This is a genomic window from Bordetella petrii, assembly GCF_017356245.1.
GTDB classification, from domain to species: Bacteria; Pseudomonadota; Gammaproteobacteria; order Burkholderiales; family Burkholderiaceae_B; genus Bordetella_A; species Bordetella_A petrii_D.
In genome coordinates, this window is record NZ_JAFMZZ010000004.1 from 50,021 (window position 1) to 70,075 (window position 20,055).

The window sequence follows — 20,055 nt, forward strand, 5'->3', positions numbered from 1 at the left end:
GCGGCTATCTGCCACACAGCGGTGTCTGACACCTTCGGAGTCAGACACCTGGCAGCATTTCCGGCATCGCCAGGCTAGCGTTCCTGCGCCCGCCGCAGCCGCTCGCGGCTGTTGCTCAGGTGCGTGCGCATGGCCGCGCGCGCCGCGTCGGCCTCTTGCCGCAGGATGGCCTCGTAGATGTCTTCGTGTTCCAGGTTGACGCGGGCCAGGTATTGCTCGCGGTCTTCGTGGGCGATGCGGGCCGAATTGATGCGGGTGCGCGGAATGATGGCCGAACCCAGGTGCGACATCAGGTCGGCGAAATACCGGTTGGCGGTTGCCTGGGCAATCAGCAGGTGGAAGCGGAAATCGGGCGTGATGGTGTCGCCGTCCGCCGCCAGGCACTTGCGGAACTCATCCAGCGCGCTGCGCATCTCGGCCAGCTGCTGCGGGCTGCGGCGCTGCGCCGCCAGGCCGGCAGCCTCGCTTTCCAGGCAGATGCGCAGCTCCAGCAGCACCAGCACGTCGCGCACGGTGGCGATATCGGCCGGATCGACCCGGAAATCGGCGCCGCCGCTGGCTTCCAGCGCATAAGTGCCCACGCCGTGGTGGGTTTCCACCAGGCCGGCGGCCTGCAGGCGCGACAGCGCTTCGCGCACCACCGTGCGGCTGACGCCGAATTGCCGCATCAGCGCGGATTCGGTGGGCAGTTTTTCGCCGGGCCGGATCTGCCCGCCGCGGATTCGTTCAGAGAAATCCTCGACCAGGCCCTGCGCCAGGTTGCGCGGCCGGCGTGGCGCGGAAACTGGCAGGTGTGCGGAATCGCTCATCAAGGGATATCCCGGGTAATCGTGCGCTTGACGTCGAAATTTTTGGGTCATTATACTGCCGCCAAGTTGTACGATAACGTATAAGTTCAATCCCACTGCCGCCCTGCCACACCCGCTGGAACCGCTGCATGACTTCCCCTGCTGAATCGCCCCTGAATACCGCGCGCTGCCACCGTTTACTGGTTACCGGCGCGGCCGGCGGCCTGGGCACGGTGCTGCGAGAACGCCTGCGGCCTTACGCCGATATCCTGAAGTTGTCTGACATCTCGGCCATGCCCCCGGCAGGTCCCGGCGAAGAGGTCGCGCCTTGCGACCTGGCCGACCCGCAGGCCGTGATGGACCTGGTGCGCGGCACCGACGCCATCGTGCACCTGGGTGGCGTATCGGTCGAACGCCCGTTCGAAGAGATCCTGCCCGCCAATATCCAGGGCACCTACAACATCTACGAGGCCGCCCGCGTGCACGGCGTGCGGCGGATCGTGTTCGCCAGCTCCAACCATGTCACCGGCTTCTACCGGCAGGGCCAGGTGCTGGACGCCGACACGCCGCCCCGGCCCGACGGCTACTACGGCATCAGCAAGGCATTCGGCGAGAACCTGTCGCGCTTCTATTTCGACCGCTACGGCATCGAAACCGTCTGCCTGCGCATCGGCTCGTCGTTTCCCGAAGCGCGCGACCGCCGCATGCTGGTGACCTGGCTCAGCTACGACGACCTGACCGACCTGGTGGCGCGCTCGCTGTTCACCCCCGGCGTGGGCCACACCATCGTGTACGGCGCGTCGGCCAACCGCGACAGCTGGTGGGACAACCGCCTGGCCGCGCGCCTGGGCTTCGCGCCCAAAGATTCCTCGGAACGCTTCCGCGCCGCGGTCCAGGCCCAGCCGGAACCCGATCCGCAAGACCCGGCGACCCAGTTCCAGGGCGGCGCCTTCGTCAAGGCCGGGCCGTTCAGTTCATGAACACGCAGCCGCGGGTCGAACGGCTGGGCGACATGCTGTGCGCCGTGGGCGAAAGCCCGGTGTGGCGCGCCGCCGAACAGGCCCTGTACTGGACCGACATCCCGGCGCGCCGCCTGTGGCGCTGCGAACCCGGCAGCGGCCAGGCCCGCCACTGGCAACTGCCCGAGATGGCCGGCTGCATCGCCATGCGCGGCGACGGGTGGCTGGCCGCCATGGAAACCGGCCTGTACGCGCTGCCCGCCCTGGCCGCCGGGCAGCCCGCCCCCGCCGCGGCGCCGCTGGCCAAGGTGAACCATGCCGCGCCGGACATGCGCTTCAACGACGGCCGCTGCGACCGGCAGGGCCGCTTCTGGGCCGGCACCATGGCGCAGGACATGGCGCGGGGCCTGGACACGGGCCGCCTGTACCGCTACGCCGGCGGCGAGTTGTCCATGCCCGTGCCGCTGGCGCTGATCGTGCCCAACGGCATGGCCTTCAGCCCCGACGGCCGCACCATGTACCTGTCGGACTCGCACCCGGACCGCCAGGTCGTCTGGGCATTCGACTACGACACCGACGCCGGGCTGCCGCACAACCGCCGCGTGTTCATCGACCGACTGCCCGCCGGCCGCCCCGACGGCGCGGCGGTGGACCAGGACGGCGGCTACTGGATCTGCGGCAACGACGCCGGCATGCTGTACCGCTATGCCCCCGATGGCCGGCTGGACCGCGGCCTGCGCCTGCCGGCGGCCAAGCCGGCCATGTGCGCCTTTGGCGGCCCCGGCCTGGACACGCTGTTCGTCACCAGCATCCGGCCGCCCGCCGCGCCGGACGACGCCCTGGACGGCGCCGTTTTCGCCTTGCAGCCCGGCACCCGCGGCCTGGAGGAACCGGCTTACCTCGGCTAGCCCCCGAGCAGGCCCGCACCCGGGGCCCACGCCGCAGTCACGCAGAGATTTCCACAAGAACCCTCACCACAGCCGTACTCCCAACCCGGAGGTAGACAATGCTGCGCTTCACCCTCAAACGCGCCACGCTGACCGCGTCGGCCGCCCTGTTCCTGTCCGCCGGCATGCTGGCCGCCCAGGCCGAAACCCTGAGATCGGCCGACATCCACCCCGACGATTACCCCACCGTGCTGGCCGTGCGCCACATGGGCGAGCTGGTCAAGCAGCGCACCAACGGCCGCATCGATATCAAGGTCTATTCGGGCAGCAAGCTGGGCCGCGAAGTCGACTCGATCGAGCAGGTCAAGCTGGGCGCGCTGGCCATGACCCGCGTCAGCAGCGCCGCCATGCACAACATCTGCGAAATCACGCGGGTGCCGTCGCTGCCGTTCCTGTTCCGCTCGAAAGAGCACTTGCACAAAGTGCTGGACAGCGACATCGGCGAAGAAATCCTGCGCTCGTGCGAAGACGCCGGGTTCATCGGCCTGGCCTGGTACGACAGCGGCGCGCGCTCGATGTACACGCGCGACAAGCCCATCAAGACGGTGGCCGACGTGCGCGGCCTGAAGATCCGCGTGCAGCAGTCGGACCTGTCGGTCGCGATGGTCGAGGCGCTGGGCGCCAACGCCACGCCGATGGCCATGGGCGAGGTCTACACGGCCCTGAAGACCGGCCTGGTGGACGCGGCCGAGAACAACTTCCCCAGCTATGAAAGCGCGCACCACTACGAAGTGGCCAAGTATTACTCGATGACCGAACACACCATGACGCCCGAGATCCTGCTGTTCTCGAAGCGCCAATGGGACAAGCTGCCGGAAGCCGACCGCAAGATCATCCGCGACGCCGCCCGCGAATCGGTGCCCTACATGCGCAAGCTGTGGGATGCGCGCGAGGAAAAATCGCGCGCCATTGTCGAGAAGGCCGGCTCGCAGATCATCCAGCCCGACAAGGCCTCGTTCCAGGCAGTGATGAAACCGGTGTACGAGCGCTACGTCACCACGCCTGAAATGAAAGACCTGGTGTCCCGCATCCAGGCCGTGAAATAAGGCGCCGGCCATGTCCGCCCAAGTCATCCGATCGGACGGCGAAAGCGCGCCGGGCCGCGCGCTCGCGCGGGCGCTGGACGGCTACGCGCGCGCCTGCGCCGTGCTGGCCCGGCTTTGCATGGTGCTCAGCGTGGCCGGCCTGGTGTGCCTGATCATGGCGGTGTCCTACCAGATCTTCGGCCGCCATGTGCTCAACCGCACACCCACCTGGGCCGAGAGCCTGTCGCTGCTGCTGGTGCTGTACGTCACCATGATGGGCGCCGCCGTGGCCGTGCGCGACGCCGGCCACATCGGCTTCGAGTCGCTGGCCGACCTGCTGCCGGCGGCCGGACGGCGCCGCCTGCAGCTGTTCGTGCACGGGCTGGTGCTGCTGTTCGGCGTGCTGATGGCGTGGTACTGCGGCCTGCTGGCGGAATCGGTGCATACCTACAAGATTCCCAACCTGGGCCTGTCCGAGGGCTGGAAGTACGCCCCCGCCACGCTGTCGGGCGTGCTGATCGTGCTGTTCTCGATCGAGCACATCATCGCGCTCTTGCGCAACCAGAAGGTGGTTCCCGCATGGCACTGACGCTGCTTTCCCTGACGTTCATCGGCTTCCTGCTCATCGGCGTGCCGGTGGCCTTCGCCATCGGCCTGGCGTCGATATCGGCCATCGTGTATGAAGACCTGCCCATCGCGGTGGCCTTCCAGCAGATGACCTCGGGCATGAACGCTTTTTCGTTCCTGGCCATCCCGTTCTTCATTTTCACCGGCGAGCTGATGCTTTACGGCGGCATCGCCGACCGCATCGTCACCTTCGCCAAGTCGGTGGTGGGCCACGTGCGCGGCGGGCTGGGCATGTCGAACGTGCTGGCCTGCACGCTGTTCGGCGGCGTGTCGGGCTCGCCGGTGGCCGACGTGTCGGCCATGGGATCGGTGATGATCCCCATGATGAAGCGCGAAGGCTACCACGCCGACTACGCCGTCAACGTGACCACGCACGCGGCGCTGGTGGGCGCGCTGATGCCCACCAGCCACAACATCATCATCTATACCCTGGCGGCCGGCGGCAAGGCGTCGATCGCGGCCTTGATCGCCGCCTGCGTGGTGCCGGCGGCGATTCTTACCCTGTGCAACCTGGCGGCCGCCTACCTGGTGGCGCGCAAGCGCGGCTATCCGGCCGGCACGTTCCCCGGCTGGGGCATCGTGCTGCGCTCGCTGGTGGCGGCCACGCCGGGCCTGTTCGTGATCGTGCTGATCATCGCCGGCATTCTCAGCGGCGTGTTCACCGCCACCGAGTCGGCCGCCGTGGCGGTGCTGTACGCGCTGGTCCTGACGGCGCTGGTATACCGTTCGCTGACCTGGGACCAGTTCCTGCGCGCGGCCGCCAAGGCGGTCAAGACCACCGGCATCGTGCTGCTGCTGATCGGCATCTCGGCCACTTTCGGCTACCTGATCGGGTTCTACAGCGTGGCCGAGAAAATCGGCGCGCTGATGGCCTCGATATCGACCGAGCCGTGGGCGATTTTCCTGATGGTGAACATCACGCTGTTCGTGCTGGGCACCTTCCTGGACATGGCCGCCACCATCCTGATCTGCACTCCGATCTTCTTGCCGATCTGCATGCAGTACGGCATGAGCCCGGTGCAGTTCGGCGTGGTCACGCTGCTGAACTGCGCGCTGGGGCTGAACACCCCGCCGGTGGGCACCGTGCAGTTCGTGGGCTGCGCCATCGGCAAGGTATCGGTGGGCACGGTCATGCGCACCATCTGGCCGTTCTATGGCGCGCTGCTGGCGGCGCTGGCCCTGGTGACCTACGTGCCGGCGTTCTCGTCGTGGCTGCCCGACCTGCTGTTCAAATAAAGCGCAGCACGAAACAGGTACCCTGCCGCGGGCCCGCACGCTCGGATTCGATATGCAGGTCCCAGCCCTGCATGTCGCACACCCGCTTGGCAATGGCCAGGCCCAGCCCGCGCGGAAAGCCGTTGTCGTCGGGCGTGGCGGCCGCCGTGTCGCCCAGCCGCCCGCTGTAATAGCGCTGGAACACGAAGGGCAGCTCTTCGGCGGCAATGCCCTTGCCGTTGTCGCGCAGCTCCAGGGCGCCGTCGTACGCCAGGCCGGCGGTCAGGGTGGCCGGCGCCGCATGCTCGATGGCGTTGCGCACCAGGTTGCGCAGCACAGTCAGCAGCGCATAGCGGTCCAGCATGTGCTCGGTGCCGCCCGGAATCAGATTATGGAACGACAGCCCTGCGGCGTCGGCCTCGACTTCCAGGCCGCGCCAGGCGTCCTCCATGCAGGTCGCCAGGTCCACGCGCTCGGCCGGCCGGGGCTGGTCGCGCGCCATCGAGCGCGCGCTTTCCAGCGACGCCACGATATGGTCGACATTGGCCGTGATGCGCTCCAGGCGCTGCCGCGGGTCGGCCTGCAGCGCCGCGTCCAGCAGCATGATCTCGCTGTCGGAACGAATGGCCGCCAGCGGCGTGCGCACCTCGTGGCTGAGATTGGCCGCGAATTCGCGCTCGCGCGCGATCGAGCGGTCGACCTGGTTCTGCACGCGGTTGAAGGCCTCGACCAGCCGGCCGGCCTCGTCGTCGCGGGTAACGGCCAGATCGGGCGCGCCGGGCGCCCAGTTCGACAGCCGCCCGGTCAGGTCCAGCAAGGGCCCCACCGCCACGCCAGCCACCCGGCGCGACAGCGCATACGCCGCCATGACGCACAGCGCGCCCATGCCCAGCACGATCAGGCCGAAGTCGCGCACGCGCGCCTCGTGGTCGGTGGCGTCGTACAGCACGTACAGGCGGCCGCGCGCGGTGTCGGCCACCATCACGTGCCAGGTCTCGATACCCGGCTGCAGCAGGTGCAGCCCCGGCGGCAGGCCTGCCAGCTGGGCGGGCATGTCGTCCTGCACGGCGCCCTGGTGCAGCCAGGCCCGCATCGAGCCGCCCAGCTCGCGCGCGCCCTGCGGCGGCAGGAACTGCGAGTCGGCCGCCACGTGCTGCGCCACCCGCTCGGTTTCGGTGGTCAGGATCTGGTCGACCAGGCCGTCTTCCATCTGGTCGAATGTCAGGTAGGCCAGCAGCGCCAGCGCGGCCACGAAGACGGCGACCGCGCCCGTCAGCGCCCAGACGACCCGCTGTGTCAGCGTGCCGCCTTTCATGGGGCGGCCTCGGGCATCACCAGGCGCCAGCCGATGCCGTGCACGGTTTCGATGCCGTCGAACCCGGCGTCGGCCAGCGCGCGCCGCAGCAAGTGCATCTGGCTGCGCAGCGCGTCGGGCGACGGCGGTTCGTCGGCCCACAGCGCCGACTCGAGCTCTTCGCGCGACACGATGCGGCCGGGGTCGCGCAGCAGCGCCTCGACGATCAGGCCCGATTTGCGGGTCAGGCGCACCGGCTGCCCCGCCACCGACACGGCGCGGGTGCGCCCGTCGAACTGCAGCGGGCCGAACTCGCGCACCGCGTCCACCACGGCGCCCTGGGCGCGGTGGATCAGGGCCAGCAGGCGCGCCTGCACCTCGGCCAGCGCAAACGGCTTGGTCAGGTAGTCGTCGGCGCCGTGCGAGAACCCCTGCAGTTTGTCGTCCAGCGCATCGCGCGCGGTCAGGATCAGCACCGGAATGGCCTGGCGCCGCTCGGCGCGCAGGGTGTGCAGCACCTCGTAGCCGTCCAGGCCGGGCAGTCCCACGTCCAGCACCATCACGTCGAAGCGCTGGTCCTGCAGCATGCGCAGCGCCGTGCGCCCGTCATAGGCCACGTCGGGCACGAAACCGCTCACCTCCAGGAAGCGGTACAGGTTGCCCGCGATGGTGAGATCGTCTTCGACGATCAGCACCCGGTAATGCGCGTTGGCGGGAATCGCGGCCATGGATCAGGCCTGCAGCACCTTACCGGGGTTCATCAGGCCCCGCGGGTCGAGCGCCTGCTTCACCCGCTTCATCAGCGCCAGTTCGAGCGGATTCTTGTAGTGCGGCAGCTCGTCGCGCTTGAGCTGGCCGATGCCGTGCTCGGCGCTGATCGACCCGGCGTGCTCCAGCACGCTGCGATGCACCACATCGTAGATATCCTGCTGCAGGGCCAGCAGGTCGGCCTCGGTCTGGCCCGGCGCGCGCGCCACGTTGTAGTGCAGGTTGCCGTCGCCCAGATGCCCGAACACCACGTTGCGCACATTCGGAAAGCGCTGCTGCAGCAGCGCGTTGGTCTTGTGCACGAAGCCGGCAATGGACGAAATGGGAATGGACACGTCGTGCTTGACGCCCTTGCCCTGCTCGGCCTCGGCCAGCGGGATGCTTTCGCGCAGGTGCCACATGGCCCGGCTCTGGGCCACGCTGGCGGCAATGGCGGCATCGGTGACCAGGCCGGCCTCGATGGCCGCGCCCAGCACGGCCTCGAACCGCTCGCGGGCGTGCGTCTCGCTTTCGCTGTCGGACAGCTCCAGCAGGGCGAACCAGGGCGAGGCCGCCGATTCGCCTTCGAAGGGCAGCCGCTGCTGCGGAAACAGCCGCACCACGGTCTGCAGGCAATCGCCCGCCATGAGTTCGAAGCCGGTCAGCGAGGCGCCGAAGCCGGCGCGCGCGCGCGACAGCAGCTCGACCGCCGCGTCGATGGAATCGAGCGCCAGCAGCGCGGTGCACGACGCCACGGGCTGCGGATACAGCTTGAGCGTGGCGGCCGTAATGATGCCCAGCGTGCCTTCGCTGCCGATGTACAGATCGCGCAGGTCGTAACCGGTGTTGTCTTTGCGCAGGCCGCGCAGGCCGTCCCAGACCTCGCCCTCGGCCGTGACCACTTCCAGGCCCAGCGCCAGTTCGCGCGCATTGCCGTAGCGCAGCACCTGGGTGCCGCCGGCATTGGTGGCCAGGTTGCCGCCGATGGTGCAGCTGCCCTCGGCCGCCAGGCTCAGCGGGAACAGGCGGCCGGCTTCGGCCGCGGCCTGCTGCACGGCCTGCAGGATGCAGCCGGCCTCGACCGTGATGGTGTCATTGGCGGTGTCGATGGCGCGGACGCGGTTCAGCCGGGCGGTGGACAGCAGCACGGCCTGGCCCGAGCCGTCGGGCGTGGCGCCGCCGCACAGGCCGGTATTGCCGCCCTGCGGCACCACGGGTGCGCCGTGCCGCACGCACAGGCGCACCGCCTGGGCCGCCTCGTCGGTGGATCCGGGCCGGATGACCGCCAGGGCGGCGCCCCGGTAGCGGCGCCGCCAATCCTGCAGGTAGGATTCGGCGTCGGCGCCGGTCAGCACGTGGGCCGGGCCCAGCAGAGACTGCAGTTCGTTCAATAGAGTCATGGACGCAAGCCGGGGTCAGGGCGCCCGACCGTAACGGGCGACAGTGGAGATATCGTTTATTGTAGGACGAGCCGGGAACACCATTTGCGTAGCGGGCGAATCGGGGATAATTCCACTCCTGGGCGCCCGCCGCAGGCGGCGCCCAGACATGCCACCCTCAAGGAACACGCTTGGATCTCACTGCCCGCTATCCCGACTCGGTTTTCAAGGCCTACGACATCCGCGGCACGGTGCCCGCCCCGCTCAACGCCGATTTTGCCCGTGCGCTGGGGCGCGCCCTGGCCGACCAGGCGCGCGAACAAGGCGTCGGCGCCCTGGTGGTGGGGCGCGACGGCCGCCTCAGCAGCCCCGAACTGTCCCGGGCCTTGCAAGACGGCATCCTGGAAGGCGGCATCGACACGATCGACATCGGCCAGGTGCCCACGCCGCTGGTGTACTACGCGGCCCATACCCAGGGAACCGGCTCGGGCGTGGCCATTACCGGCAGCCACAATCCGCCGCAATACAACGGCTTCAAGATGATGATGGCCGGCAAGGCCCTGTACGGGCCCGCGGTGCAGACGCTGCGCGACGCCATGAACGCCGCGCCCGCCGGCGCGGCGCCCGCCCCCGGCCGCGGCGGCCGCCGCGAGCTGGACCTGGCGGGCGAATACATCGAACGCATCGTGGGCGACGTCAAGCTGGCGCGCCCGCTCAAGATCGCCATCGACTGCGGCAACGGCGTGGCCGGCGCGGTGGCGCCGCAATTGTTCCGGGCCCTGGGCTGCCAGGTCGACGAGCTGTACTGCGAGGTCGACGGCAATTTTCCCAACCATCACCCCGATCCGGCCGACCCCCGCAACCTGCAAGACCTGATCGACCACCTGGCGCGCACCGACTGCGAAATCGGCCTGGCTTTCGACGGCGACGGCGACCGGCTGGGCGTGGTCACCAAGTCCGGGCAGATCATCTGGCCCGACCGCCAATTGATCCTGTTCGCGCGCGATGTGCTGCAGCGCTGCCCGGGCGCCACCATCATCTACGACGTCAAGTGCAGCCGCCACGTGGGCCTGGCCGTCCAGGAAGCCGGCGGGCAGCCGCTGATGTGGCAGACCGGCCACTCGCTGGTGAAGGCCAAGCTGGCCGAGACCGGCGCGCCGCTGGCCGGCGAAATGAGCGGCCACATCTTCTTCAAAGAGCGCTGGTACGGCTTCGACGACGGCCTGTACACCGGCGCGCGCCTGCTCGAGATCGTGTCGCGCCACGCCAACCCGTCGCAGCCGCTCGAAGCCCTGCCGCAGGCCCTGTCCACGCCCGAGCTCAAGCTCGAAATGGCCGAAGGCGAGCCGTTTGCGCTGGTGCAGGCGCTGCGCGAGCAGGGCAAGTTCGACAGCGCCCTGCGCGTGATAACCATTGACGGAGTGCGCGCCGAATATGCCGACGGTTTCGGCCTGGCGCGCGCCTCGAACACCACGCCGGTGGTCGTGCTGCGCTTCGAGGCCGACACGCCCGACGCGCTGGCGCGCATCCAGGACGACTTCCGCCAGCAGCTGCTGCGGCTCGCCCCCGGCGTGGCGCTGCCTTTCTAACCCGTACGCGTCCCACCATGGCCACTTACCTGCCGTCCAGTCCCGCATGGCTGGCTTTTGCCCAGGCGGCGCAAGACGCTTCCCGCAGCGGCGAGCGCCTGCGCATCATCGAGGCGGCCGGCCTGCGCATCGACCTCACCGCCCAGGCCCAGTCCGACGCGCTCGACAGCGCCGCGCAAGACCTGCTGGCGCAGCAGAACTTCGACGCCGCGCGCGCGCAGCTGTACGACGGCGGCGAAGCCAACTGGACCGAGCGGCGCCCCGCCTGGCACACCGCGCTGCGGGCCGACAACCCGCCGCCGGCCGTGGCGCAGGCCATCCTGGCCGAACGCGAACGCGTGCGGCGCTTCGTGCGCGCCCTCGACCAGTCGGCCGACTACGATTGCGTACTGCACCTGGGCATCGGCGGCAGCGACTGGGGCCCGCGCATGGTGACGCGCGCCCTGCGGCACGGCGGCCTGCGCCGCAACATCCAGTTCGCCTCGAACGTCGATTCCCACGCGGTGGCCGACGCCATCGGCCAGCTCGACCCGCGCCGCACGCTGGTCATCATCGCCTCGAAATCGTTCACCACCACCGAGCCGCTGGCCAATGCCGAAGTCGCCATGAACTGGCTGCGCGACGCCGGCGTGGCCGACCCCATCAAGCATGTGGTGGCCGTTACCGCCAACGTCGACGCGGCGCTGGATTTCGGCATCTCGCCCGACCGCGTGTTCCGTTTCTGGGACTGGGTGGGCGGCCGCTATTCATTGTGGTCGGCCATCGGCCTGCCCATCGCGCTGGCGCTCGGCAACGAAGCGCTCGACCAGCTGCTGGCCGGCGCGGCCGCCATGGACCAGCACTTCCTGCAGGCGCCGCTGCGCAAGAACGCCCCGCTGCAGATGGCCCTGGCAGGCCTGGCCAACCGCAGCGTGCTGGGCTACGCCACGCTGGCCATCACCCCGTACGATTCACGCCTGATGCACCTGGTGCCGTGGGCGCAGCAGCTTGAAATGGAATCGCTGGGCAAGGTGGCCACGCGCGACGGCACGCCGGCGGGGGTGCCCACCGGCCCGGTCGTGTGGGGCATGCCGGGCACCGACTGCCAGCACACGTTCTTCCAGTGGCTGCACCAGGACACCACCGGCGCGCCGGTCGATTTCATCGTGTGCGAGCGGGCCGACCACGCCTATACGCGGCACCACAACATGCTGATCGCCAATTGCCTGGCGCAGCGCTCGGCGCTGCTGCGCGGCAAATCGTACGAAGAAGCCCTGCAGGAAATCCGCGAACACGAGCCCGACCTGCAGCGCGCCGAAGTGCTGGCGCGCCACCGCATCCATCCGGGCGGGCGGCCGTCCAGCCTGATCGTGCTGCCGCGCCTGGACGCCTACTCACTGGGCGCCCTGCTGGCGCTGTACGAACACAAGGTATTCGCGCAGGGCGCGCTGTGGGGCATCAACCCGTTCGACCAATGGGGCGTGGAATTCGGCAAGCTGCTGGCCAAGCGCATCATCCGCGAACTGGACGTGCCGTCGGCCGACGCCGCCGGCGACCAGGACCCGTCCACCCGCTACTGGATCGACTCGCTGTCGCGGCGCTAGCCCGCTAGCGCGCGGCCTGCAGCAGGCCGCGGTAGATATCCAGGTGCTGGCGGCACACGTCTTCGATGTCGAATTCGCGCTCGGCCAAACGGCGGCCGGCCTGGCCCAGCTGCTGCCGCAGCGCGGCGTCGGCCGCCAGGCGGGCGATGGCGTCGGCCAGCGCCTGCGCGTCGCGCGGCGGCACCAGCAGGCCGGTTTCGCCGGGCTCGATGGCATCGCGGCAGCCCGGCACGTCGGTGGTCACCACCGCGCGGCCGCAGGCCGCCGCCTCGATCAGCGAGCGCGGCAGGCCTTCCCGGTAAGAAGGCAGCACCGCCATGTGCGAAGCCGCGTACAGCGCGGCGATATCGCTGCGTTCGCCCAGGGCCTCGATGCAGCCTTCCTGCTGCCACGCGTCGACATCGGCCTGGGTCACCGAGGCCGGGTTGCCCGGGTCGACGCCGCCGGCCAGCAGCATGCGCACGCCCGCCCCCTGGCGCCGCAGCAGGCGCGCGGCCTCGACGAATTCCAGCACGCCCTTGTCGCGCAGCAGGCGGGCCACCATCAGGGCGGCCACCGGCGGCGGCGGCTCGGCCACGGCCTGATAGCCGGCCAGGTCGACGCCCGACCCGCGGATCATCACGGCCTGCTCGGGGCGCGCCGCGCCCAGGCCGCACAGCAGTTCGCGGTCATTGGCATTCTGGAACACGATGCGGCTGTTGCGATGCCCCAGCGCCAGGCGATACAGCGTGGCCACCACCTGCCGCACCAGCGCCGCCCTGGCGCCGCGCGCCACGAACACGAAGCCCAGGCCGGAAATGGCCGACACCACGGCGGGCACGCGCGCCAGCCGCGCGGCGATGCCGCCGTACAGCACGGGCTTGATGGTTACCAGGTGCACCAGCGCCGGGCACAGCTGGCGGAACAGCCGGAACAGCGCCCACAGGGTGTGCAGCTCTTGCAGCGGCTGCTTGCCGCTGCGCGTCATGGGAATGGCATGGTGGAACAGGCCATGCGCGGTGATGCGCGGCACGCTGTCGCCCGCCATGGTGGCCACGTGCACCTCGTAGCCCGCGCGCTGCGCGGCCAGCGCCAGCGGCAGCCGGTGCGAAAGAAAGAACGCCGGGTTGTTCACCACGAACAGCAGGCGCGGGGCGGGTGCAGGGGTCATGCGGATGCTCCGGCAATGCGTCGCCACACGGCCTCGTAGGCCGCCACCATGTGCGCCAGGTCGAACTCCGCCAGCACGCGGGCCCGGCCCGGCGCGCCGACAGCCGCGCGGCCGCGCGCGGCGATGTCGTCCAGCGCGGCGGCCATGGCCTGCGCCAGCGCTTCGGGCTGTTCGGGCGGCGCCACCGGGGCGGTGGCGCCGACGATATGCGCCGCGTCGCCCACATCGGTCACCACGCAGGGGGTGCCGCAGGCCATGGCCTCGGCCACGACATTGGGAAAGCCCTCGGCGCAGCTCGACAGCACATGCAGGTCCAGCGCGTTCATCACGGCCGGCACGTCGTCGCTGGGGCCGGCCAGCAGGATGCGGCCGCGCAGCCCCAGGTTTTCGATCAGCGCCGCCAGCTCGGCATTGCCGGGCGACATGCCGCGTCCGATCAGCACGCACTGCAGGCCGCGGTCGCGCCCGTCGCGCACCAGGGCCGCCACCGCGCCCAGCAGATTGGCGTGGTCTTTCAGGGGATCCCAGCGCGCCACGCAGCCCACCAGCGGTGTGCCGTCGGCCACCTGCCACAGCTGGCGCATGCGCTGGCCGGCCGCGGCATCGGGCTGGTAGCGAGACAAGTCATAGCCATTGGCGATCACCACCAGGCGATCGGCCCGGTAGCCGTATTGCTGGTGCCGCACGGCGGCGTCGCGGGCGGCGCACACAATGGCGGCCGGCAGGCGGCCCGACAACAGGGCGCACAGCTTCAGCACCAGGCGCGCCGATCGGCTGCTGCGCTGCAGGTGGGCGCCGGAATTGCGGATGCCCCATGCCAGCGCGCGCACACCGGCCAGGCGTGCCGCCAGCCCGCCGATCAGGTCGGCGTGATACATCCAGGTCTGCACGGCGTCGGGCCGGTCGCGCGCCAGCAGCCGGCGCAGTTCCAGGAAACCGTCGAGCGTCAGGCGCCCGCGCGGCATGCCCAGCGTGTGCACGGCAACGCCGGCGCCGCGCAGGCGCGTGCCGTACACGCCTTCATCGGTCAGCGACACCACGGTGTGGCGCACGCGCTGGTCGGGGTAGGTGGCCAGGCGGAACAACACCGATTCGGCCCCGCCCTGCCCCAGGCCGGTAATGACGTGCGTCACGCGCAGGACGGCCGGCAGCGTCATGCCTTGCCTCGCACCGCGTCGAACAGGCCATCCCATTCGGCCAGCACCGCGGGCAGCGCGTAGCGCTGCCGCACCGATTCGGCCGCACGCGCGCCCAGGTCGCGCCGCAAGGCCGGATCGGCCAGCACGCGCCGCAGGGCCTCGCGCAACTGCGCGCGGTCGGCCGCCGGCACCAGCAGGGCATCCTGGCCATCGCGGGTCATTTCGCGCGGGCCGCTGGGGCAGTCGAAGGCCACGCAGGGCAGCCCCAGGGCCATGGCTTCCAGCAGCACATTGGGAAAACCTTCAACCGCCGAGCTCAGCACGAACGCCTGGCCCCTGGCCAGTTCTTCCCAGGGCTCGGTGGTGCGGCCCGGCAGTTGCACCCGCTGCTGCAGGCCGGCCGCGGCGATGCGCGCCTGCAGTTCTTCACGCTGCGGCCCTTCGCCCCAGATCCACAGGTCCCAGTCGGGGAAGTCGGCCGCCAGTTCAGCGTAAACGTCCACCAGCAAATCGAACTGCTTGGCCGGGGCCAGCCGGCCCATGGCCAGCAGGCGCTTGCGCGCCGCCGGAGCCTGGGCGTCGACCCGCGGCGCATCCAGCAGCTCGGGCGGCAGCGGATTGGGGATGACCTTCAGCTGCTTGATGCCGGGCACCTGGCAGGCAAAGGGCTCGACCGTGTCCTCGGCCTGCACGGTCACCATGTCGGCGCGGGGGTAGAACAGCTTGCGCAGGGTGCGCCACACCCTGCCGGTGCTGCGCTCGGCCACCGGGTTGGTGCGCTCGCACACGATCAGCGGCACACCCAGGCCACGCGTGGCCAGGATGGCCGCCACGTTGACGTTGGTCAGGAACGACACCACCACGTCGGGCGCTTTTTCGCGGATCAGCGCCCGCAGGGTGCGCAGGCGCTGCCAGGCGGCCAGCGGGCCCGCGGCGCGCGTGCCGGCCCGGTCGGCCAGCCAGACCAGCTCCACCGCGTCGGACAAAGGATAAAAACACGTGCCCTTGGAAGAATAAGTCGGCACCAGGGTCACGGCATCGCCGCGATCGGTCCAGGCATTGACGAGCGTGGCGGCGACCCGTTCGGCGCCGCCCGCGTGCATGGAACTGACCAGCAGCAATATCTTCATGTAGCGGAATCCTTTTCGCCGGCCATGCCGGCGTGGTAGCGGTCCAGCCAGGCCTGCATCATCAGCACGCCCCACAGGCGGCTGTCCCAATTGCGGTGGCCGGACACATGTTCGCGCCATTTGCGCACGATGGGTTCGGGCTCGAACCAGCCTTCCTGCCGCAGGCGGGCCGGGTCCAGCAGGGCTTCGGCCCAGTCGCGCAACGGCCCGCGCAGCCAGCCGGCCAGCGGCACGGCGAAGCCGCGCTTGGGGCGGTCCACCAGCGCCTGCGGCACGTGGCGGTACAGCACCTGGCGCAGCAGCCATTTGCCCGTGTTGCCGCGCACCTTGTATTCAAAAGGCAGCTGCCACGCGAATTCGTACACGCGATGATCCAGCAAAGGCACGCGCGTTTCCAGGCTGACCGCCATGGCGGCGCGGTCGACCTTGACCAGGATGTCGTCGGGCAGGTAGGTGACTGCATCCAGCTTCATCATGACATCGAAGGCAGTGCCTTCCATGGGCTGCTCGAACAGCGACGGCGGCTCGACCCCGCCCTTGACCACGCGGCCCGGGTCGCCCCAGTACGACACGAACAGGCGGTAGAAATCGCCGCGCGTGTCGGCGCGCAGCAGTTCGCCCAGCTTGGCCAGCTTGCCGCGCCAGGCGCCGCGGCCCGGCAGCGCAGCCGATGCGCCCAGCAGCGCGCCCGCCGCGTGGCGCGCCGGGCCCGGCACGCGCTCGCACTGGCGCCACCAGTCGCGCACGCGGAAATAGCGCGAATAGCCGCCGAACAGCTCGTCGCCGCCATCGCCCGACAGCGCCACGGTGACGTGCTGGCGCGCCATGCGCGTGACCAGCGAAGTGGGAATCTGCGACGAATCGGCGAACGGCTCGTCGTACATGTCGGCCAGCGTGGGCACGACAGCCAGCGCGTCGTCGGCCGTGACGTAGAGTTCGGTGTGCTCGGTGCCCAGGTGCTGGGCCACGGCCTTGGCGTGCTCGGCTTCGTTGTAGCCTTTTTCGTGAAAGCCGATGGCAAAGGTGCGCACCGGCTGCCGGCTTTGCGCCTGCATCAGCGCCACGATGGTCGACGAATCGATGCCGCCCGACAAAAACGCGCCCAGGCTCACGTCCGACAGCATCTGGCCGCCCACGGCCTGCGACAGCACCTCCTCCAGCGCATCGGCGGCCTGCGCGTCGGATCCGAAGCTGCGCGGCGTCTGCAGGCCCTGGTCGGCCGCCTGCAGGGCCGACCAGTACGCGCGCGGCTCCGCCAGGCGGCGGCCGCGCATGTCGGCTTCGGGAATCTCGAGCCAGGCGCCGGGCGGCAGCTTGCTGATGCCTTCGTAGATGGACTGCGGCGCGGGAATGTAGTTGTGCCGCATCAGCGAGGCCAGCGCGGCGCGGCTGAGCTCGCGCCCGAAGCCCGGTATGGGCATCAGGCCTTTCAGTTCCGAGGCGAACACCAGGTTGGCGCCGCTGTAGCCGTAGTAAAGCGGCTTTTCGCCCATGCGGTCGCGTGCCAGCGTCAGCGTGCGGCGCTGGCGGTCCCACAGCGCGATGGCATACATGCCCACCGCCGCCTGCAGCGTGGCCTCGACGCCCAGCGCCGCAAAGCTGGCCAGCACGGTCTCGGTATCGGAATGCCCGCGCCAGTCGGGCGCCTGGCCGGCCTGCTCCAGGCGCTCGCGCAGCGCCATGTGGTTGTAGATCTCGCCGTTGAGCACCAGCACATACCGGCCGCAGGCCGACACCATGGGCTGGTGCCCGGCCTCGGTAAGGTCCAGGATGGCCAGGCGCACGTGCGCCAGCGCCAGGTCGGCGGCGGGGTCTTCCCACAGCCCCTGGCTGTCGGGCCCGCGATGGCGTATGCGCCGGCAGCTATCGGCCAGCACTTGCGCCTTGTCTTGCAAAGGCCCCCAGATTCCGACTATTCCGCACATGATCGTGTCTTCCGCGCTTGTGTGAGTTATACCGGGCCAGGCCAGTCAAGGCCCCGGCTTGCGCACGTCGTCAAAAATTTCCTGCCACAGGCCCAGCACGCGCTGGGCCGAAAACCGCTCGCGCGCCTCGATGGCGCGTTCGGACAAAGCCTGGCGCGCGGCGGCGTCGCCCATCAGGGCCGACAGGGCCGCGGCCAGCGCCGGCACATCGCCGTTGGGCCGCACCAGCACGCCGTCGACACCGTCGCGCACCACCTCGCGCGGGCCGGTATCGCAATCGAAGCACACCGCCGCCAGGCCGCTGGCCAGCGATTCCAGCAGGGTATTGGACAGGCCCTCGAAACGCGAGCTCAGCACGTACAGGTCGGCGGCGCGGTACCAGTCGCCCACGTTGCCCACCCGCCCGGGCATGGCCACCCGCGCCTGCAGGCCGGCGGCATCGACCTGCGCCTGCAGGCGCGGCCGTTCGTCGCCTTCGCCCAGAATGACCAGGTCCCAGTCGGGATGCTGGCCGGCAAGCCGGGCATAGGCCTGGATCAGCAGGTCGAACCCCTTGTCGGGATGCAGCCGGCCCACGGCCAGCAGGCGCCGCCGCCCATCGGCCGGCGGCGGGTCCAGCACGGGTTCCGCCCGCGACAGCGGCCAATGCACGGGATTGGGAACGACCGCCAGCCGCGAGCCCGGCACGTGGCGCGCCAGCCAGTCGGCCGTGCCGCGCGTCAGGGCCACGACGCGGGCCGCGCGCGGATAGGTCAGGCGCCGCAGGCGCTGCCACAACCCCGACAGCGCCTGCGACGGCGGATGCGTGTGCTCGGTGGCGATGATCCGGCACGGCAGGCCGCGCGCCGCCAGCACCGCCAGCACCGAGGCCGTGGTCATCATGCCCAGCACGATATCGGGCTGGAAGCGGCGCAACACCCGCCGCAGGGCGCGCACGCGCCGTACATTGGCCAGCGCGCCGCGCAGGCCGCCGCCCGCGCCCTCGGTATGCAGGACCTCGCGCTGCACGGCCGGATGCAGCGCATAGGCGTCGCCCGCGGCATCGGCCTGCGTCACCACCATGACCTGCCAGCCGGCCCGGGCCCAGTGCGCGCTGAGGTCGGCGGCCACGCGCTCGGCGCCGCCGCCATGCAGCGAATGGATGAAGACCAGCACGCGCGGCGCGTCGTGGTGCGTGCCCATCAGGGGTTCTCCCGGGGCACGGCCGGCTCGTGTGGCCGCCAGGCCACCACGACATAGCAGGCGAACGACAGCGCATACATCAGGCTGGTGGCCAGCATGATGCCGGCGGTGCCCATGCGCGGCGCCAGCATGGCGTTCAGCACGACTTTCAGCAGGAAATTGGCCACGGCGATCAGGGCCATGACGCGATAGCGGTTCTGGCTGGCCAGCAATTGCACCAGGATCAGCACGCCGAAATAGAACGGCAGCTGCAGCAGCCCCCAGCGCAGCACCTGGGCCACGGCCTGGGTATTGTCGGCGGTGAACGCGCCGCGCTCGAACAGCAGCGCCACGCCCCACGGGGCCAGCGCCCAGGCTATCGCCACGGCGGCGGCGCCCGCGCCCATCATCAGCACCGACCACTTCAGGGCCATGGACCGCGCGCGCGCCGGATCGCCCCGGCTTTGCACATCGGCCAGCACCGGCAGCGCGGCGCGCCCCACCGACACCGCGCCGATGCCCAGCAGCAGCGACAGCAGGCGGCTGGCATAGCCCAGCGTGGCGTTGGCGTTGTCGCCCAGGTTGGCGGCCGTGTACTGGTCGAGCGGCCCGACAAAGCTCATGGCCACCTGGCCCACCAGCATGACGCCGGCCGCGCTCATCAGTTCGGGCCAGTGCGGCGAGCGCAGCGACAGCAGCGGCGCCCCCCAGAAACCGCCATCGGCGCGGGCCGCCAGCCAGGCCAGCCAGGCGGCCTGGATGGCATAGCCCACCAGGGTGCCCCACAGCAGCGGGCCGACATCGTCGGCCGACACCGCCGCCAGCATTACCCAGGCCAAAGTGGTTACCGCGGGCATGCTGTCGAGCAGGGTATTGACGTGGCGTTCGTGCGAACGCAGGCGCGCGCCGCTGATGCCGGCGATCAGCAGCAGCACGGTTACCGGCACGAACGCGTAGAGCAGCTGCGTGCTCATGGCCGCCACCGGGCCCGACAGCCCGCTGCCCAGCCATTGCAGCACCCAGGGCCAGGCCAGCGCCGTCAGCGCCGCCAGCACCAGGCCACCCGCCAGCACCGCCCCCTGCAGCTCGCGCACGAACAGGTCGCGCTCATGCCCGCCGGTGCGCCGCAGGCGCACCAGCACCGGTATCAGCACCACCCCCAGCACGCCCACGATGGTGACCGGCAGCCAGTTGGCCATGGTCATGGTGAACTGGTAGGCGTCGACGGCATCGCTGATGCCGTACCGGTACGCGACCGCCATTTCCTTGATGGCGCCGGCGGCCTTGCCCAGCAACAGGAAGACCGCCACCCGGAACGCCCCCCGGAAAATGCGCTGGTGGTCGGGGTGGACCGCGTTGAGCCTGCGGATGAGCGCTTTCAATTTTGCCTTGGGCAA

Annotated in this window: 17 protein-coding genes; 7 read left to right on the forward strand and 10 right to left on the reverse strand. The window is 70.1% G+C overall.

Annotation, left to right across the window (positions count from 1 at the left end; translation table 11 throughout):
• Window positions 1–74: 74 nt before the first annotated feature.
• Window positions 75–809 carry a FadR/GntR family transcriptional regulator gene (locus J2P76_RS18375; RefSeq protein WP_207409301.1) on the reverse strand — a complete coding sequence of 245 codons (735 nt, stop codon included), beginning with the start codon at window positions 807–809 and terminating at the stop codon, window positions 75–77.
• A gap of 128 nt (window positions 810–937) precedes the next feature.
• Between J2P76_RS18375 and J2P76_RS18380 the strand changes: the two genes are divergently transcribed.
• The 5 genes from J2P76_RS18380 (at window position 938) to J2P76_RS18400 (ending at window position 5,582) form a co-directional block, all read left to right on the forward strand.
• Complete coding sequence (locus tag J2P76_RS18380; protein ID WP_207409302.1) at window positions 938–1,768, forward strand: NAD-dependent epimerase/dehydratase family protein; 831 nt, start codon at window positions 938–940, stop codon at window positions 1,766–1,768.
• Window positions 1,765–2,655 carry an SMP-30/gluconolactonase/LRE family protein gene (locus J2P76_RS18385; RefSeq protein ID WP_242697610.1) on the forward strand — a complete coding sequence of 297 codons (891 nt, stop codon included), beginning with the start codon at window positions 1,765–1,767 and terminating at the stop codon, window positions 2,653–2,655. The genes J2P76_RS18380 and J2P76_RS18385 overlap by 4 nt, the downstream gene beginning before the upstream one ends.
• Before the next feature lie 98 nt (window positions 2,656–2,753).
• Window positions 2,754–3,740, forward strand: a complete 987-nt coding sequence (locus J2P76_RS18390) for a TRAP transporter substrate-binding protein (protein ID WP_207409303.1) — start codon at window positions 2,754–2,756, stop codon at window positions 3,738–3,740.
• Window positions 3,741–3,750: 10 nt separating this feature from the next.
• Window positions 3,751–4,308 carry a TRAP transporter small permease gene (locus tag J2P76_RS18395; protein ID WP_207409304.1) on the forward strand — a complete coding sequence of 186 codons (558 nt, stop codon included), beginning with the start codon at window positions 3,751–3,753 and terminating at the stop codon, window positions 4,306–4,308.
• Window positions 4,299–5,582, forward strand: coding sequence for a TRAP transporter large permease (locus J2P76_RS18400; RefSeq protein ID WP_207409305.1), 1,284 nt, complete (start codon window positions 4,299–4,301; stop codon window positions 5,580–5,582). The genes J2P76_RS18395 and J2P76_RS18400 overlap by 10 nt, the downstream gene beginning before the upstream one ends.
• Here J2P76_RS18400 and J2P76_RS18405 read toward each other — a convergent pair.
• From J2P76_RS18405 to J2P76_RS18415, 3 genes are read right to left on the reverse strand one after another with little or no spacing between them, the layout of a single operon-like run.
• A complete protein-coding gene (locus tag J2P76_RS18405) occupies window positions 5,575–6,876 on the reverse strand; it encodes a sensor histidine kinase (protein ID WP_207409306.1) in 1,302 nt (433 codons plus the stop codon). The genes J2P76_RS18400 and J2P76_RS18405 overlap by 8 nt on opposite strands.
• A complete protein-coding gene (locus J2P76_RS18410; protein ID WP_207409307.1) occupies window positions 6,873–7,583 on the reverse strand; it encodes a response regulator transcription factor in 711 nt (236 codons plus the stop codon). The genes J2P76_RS18405 and J2P76_RS18410 overlap by 4 nt, the downstream gene beginning before the upstream one ends.
• 3 nt (window positions 7,584–7,586) lie before the next feature.
• Window positions 7,587–9,002 carry an FAD-binding oxidoreductase gene (locus J2P76_RS18415; protein ID WP_207409308.1) on the reverse strand — a complete coding sequence of 472 codons (1,416 nt, stop codon included), beginning with the start codon at window positions 9,000–9,002 and terminating at the stop codon, window positions 7,587–7,589.
• A gap of 170 nt (window positions 9,003–9,172) precedes the next feature.
• Between J2P76_RS18415 and J2P76_RS18420 the strand changes: the two genes are divergently transcribed.
• Window positions 9,173–10,570, forward strand: a complete 1,398-nt coding sequence (locus tag J2P76_RS18420) for a phosphomannomutase/phosphoglucomutase (protein ID WP_207409309.1) — start codon at window positions 9,173–9,175, stop codon at window positions 10,568–10,570.
• Window positions 10,571–10,587: 17 nt separating this feature from the next.
• A complete protein-coding gene (gene pgi / locus J2P76_RS18425; protein ID WP_207409310.1) occupies window positions 10,588–12,153 on the forward strand; it encodes a glucose-6-phosphate isomerase in 1,566 nt (521 codons plus the stop codon).
• A 4-nt stretch (window positions 12,154–12,157) separates the two neighbouring features.
• On the opposite strand, the gene J2P76_RS18430 is transcribed toward pgi, so the two are convergent.
• From J2P76_RS18430 to murJ, 6 genes are read right to left on the reverse strand one after another with little or no spacing between them, the layout of a single operon-like run.
• Window positions 12,158–13,303, reverse strand: coding sequence for a glycosyltransferase family 4 protein (locus tag J2P76_RS18430; RefSeq protein ID WP_207409311.1), 1,146 nt, complete (start codon window positions 13,301–13,303; stop codon window positions 12,158–12,160).
• On the reverse strand, window positions 13,300–14,454 hold the full coding sequence (locus J2P76_RS18435; RefSeq protein ID WP_207410545.1) for a glycosyltransferase: 1,155 nt from the start codon (window positions 14,452–14,454) through the stop codon (window positions 13,300–13,302). The genes J2P76_RS18430 and J2P76_RS18435 overlap by 4 nt, the downstream gene beginning before the upstream one ends.
• A gap of 2 nt (window positions 14,455–14,456) precedes the next feature.
• Window positions 14,457–15,572, reverse strand: a complete 1,116-nt coding sequence (locus J2P76_RS18440) for a glycosyltransferase family 4 protein (protein WP_207409312.1) — start codon at window positions 15,570–15,572, stop codon at window positions 14,457–14,459.
• A complete protein-coding gene (gene asnB / locus J2P76_RS18445; RefSeq protein ID WP_207409313.1) occupies window positions 15,569–17,497 on the reverse strand; it encodes an asparagine synthase (glutamine-hydrolyzing) in 1,929 nt (642 codons plus the stop codon). The genes J2P76_RS18440 and asnB overlap by 4 nt, the downstream gene beginning before the upstream one ends.
• Window positions 17,498–17,542: 45 nt before the next feature.
• Window positions 17,543–18,679 carry a glycosyltransferase family 4 protein gene (locus J2P76_RS18450; RefSeq protein WP_207409314.1) on the reverse strand — a complete coding sequence of 379 codons (1,137 nt, stop codon included), beginning with the start codon at window positions 18,677–18,679 and terminating at the stop codon, window positions 17,543–17,545.
• A complete protein-coding gene (murJ, locus tag J2P76_RS18455; RefSeq protein ID WP_207409315.1) occupies window positions 18,679–20,040 on the reverse strand; it encodes a murein biosynthesis integral membrane protein MurJ in 1,362 nt (453 codons plus the stop codon). The genes J2P76_RS18450 and murJ overlap by 1 nt, the downstream gene beginning before the upstream one ends.
• Window positions 20,041–20,055 lie beyond the last annotated feature (15 nt).

Bases quoted from the DNA above. Each gene is read 5' to 3' on its own strand.
- J2P76_RS18375 (WP_207409301.1), bottom strand. From the start codon at position 809: ATGAGCGATTCCGCACACCTGCCAGTTTCCGCGCCACGCCGGCCGCGC.
- J2P76_RS18380 (WP_207409302.1), top strand. From the start codon at position 938: ATGACTTCCCCTGCTGAATCGCCCCTGAATACCGCGCGCTGCCACCGT.
- J2P76_RS18385 (WP_242697610.1), top strand. From the start codon at position 1,765: ATGAACACGCAGCCGCGGGTCGAACGGCTGGGCGACATGCTGTGCGCC.
- J2P76_RS18390 (WP_207409303.1), top strand. From the start codon at position 2,754: ATGCTGCGCTTCACCCTCAAACGCGCCACGCTGACCGCGTCGGCCGCC.
- J2P76_RS18395 (WP_207409304.1), top strand. From the start codon at position 3,751: ATGTCCGCCCAAGTCATCCGATCGGACGGCGAAAGCGCGCCGGGCCGC.
- J2P76_RS18400 (WP_207409305.1), top strand. From the start codon at position 4,299: ATGGCACTGACGCTGCTTTCCCTGACGTTCATCGGCTTCCTGCTCATC.
- J2P76_RS18405 (WP_207409306.1), bottom strand. From the start codon at position 6,876: ATGAAAGGCGGCACGCTGACACAGCGGGTCGTCTGGGCGCTGACGGGC.
- J2P76_RS18410 (WP_207409307.1), bottom strand. From the start codon at position 7,583: ATGGCCGCGATTCCCGCCAACGCGCATTACCGGGTGCTGATCGTCGAA.
- J2P76_RS18415 (WP_207409308.1), bottom strand. From the start codon at position 9,002: ATGACTCTATTGAACGAACTGCAGTCTCTGCTGGGCCCGGCCCACGTG.
- pgi (WP_207409310.1), top strand. From the start codon at position 10,588: ATGGCCACTTACCTGCCGTCCAGTCCCGCATGGCTGGCTTTTGCCCAG.
- J2P76_RS18430 (WP_207409311.1), bottom strand. From the start codon at position 13,303: ATGACCCCTGCACCCGCCCCGCGCCTGCTGTTCGTGGTGAACAACCCG.
- J2P76_RS18440 (WP_207409312.1), bottom strand. From the start codon at position 15,572: ATGAAGATATTGCTGCTGGTCAGTTCCATGCACGCGGGCGGCGCCGAA.
- asnB (WP_207409313.1), bottom strand. From the start codon at position 17,497: ATGTGCGGAATAGTCGGAATCTGGGGGCCTTTGCAAGACAAGGCGCAA.
- J2P76_RS18450 (WP_207409314.1), bottom strand. From the start codon at position 18,679: ATGGGCACGCACCACGACGCGCCGCGCGTGCTGGTCTTCATCCATTCG.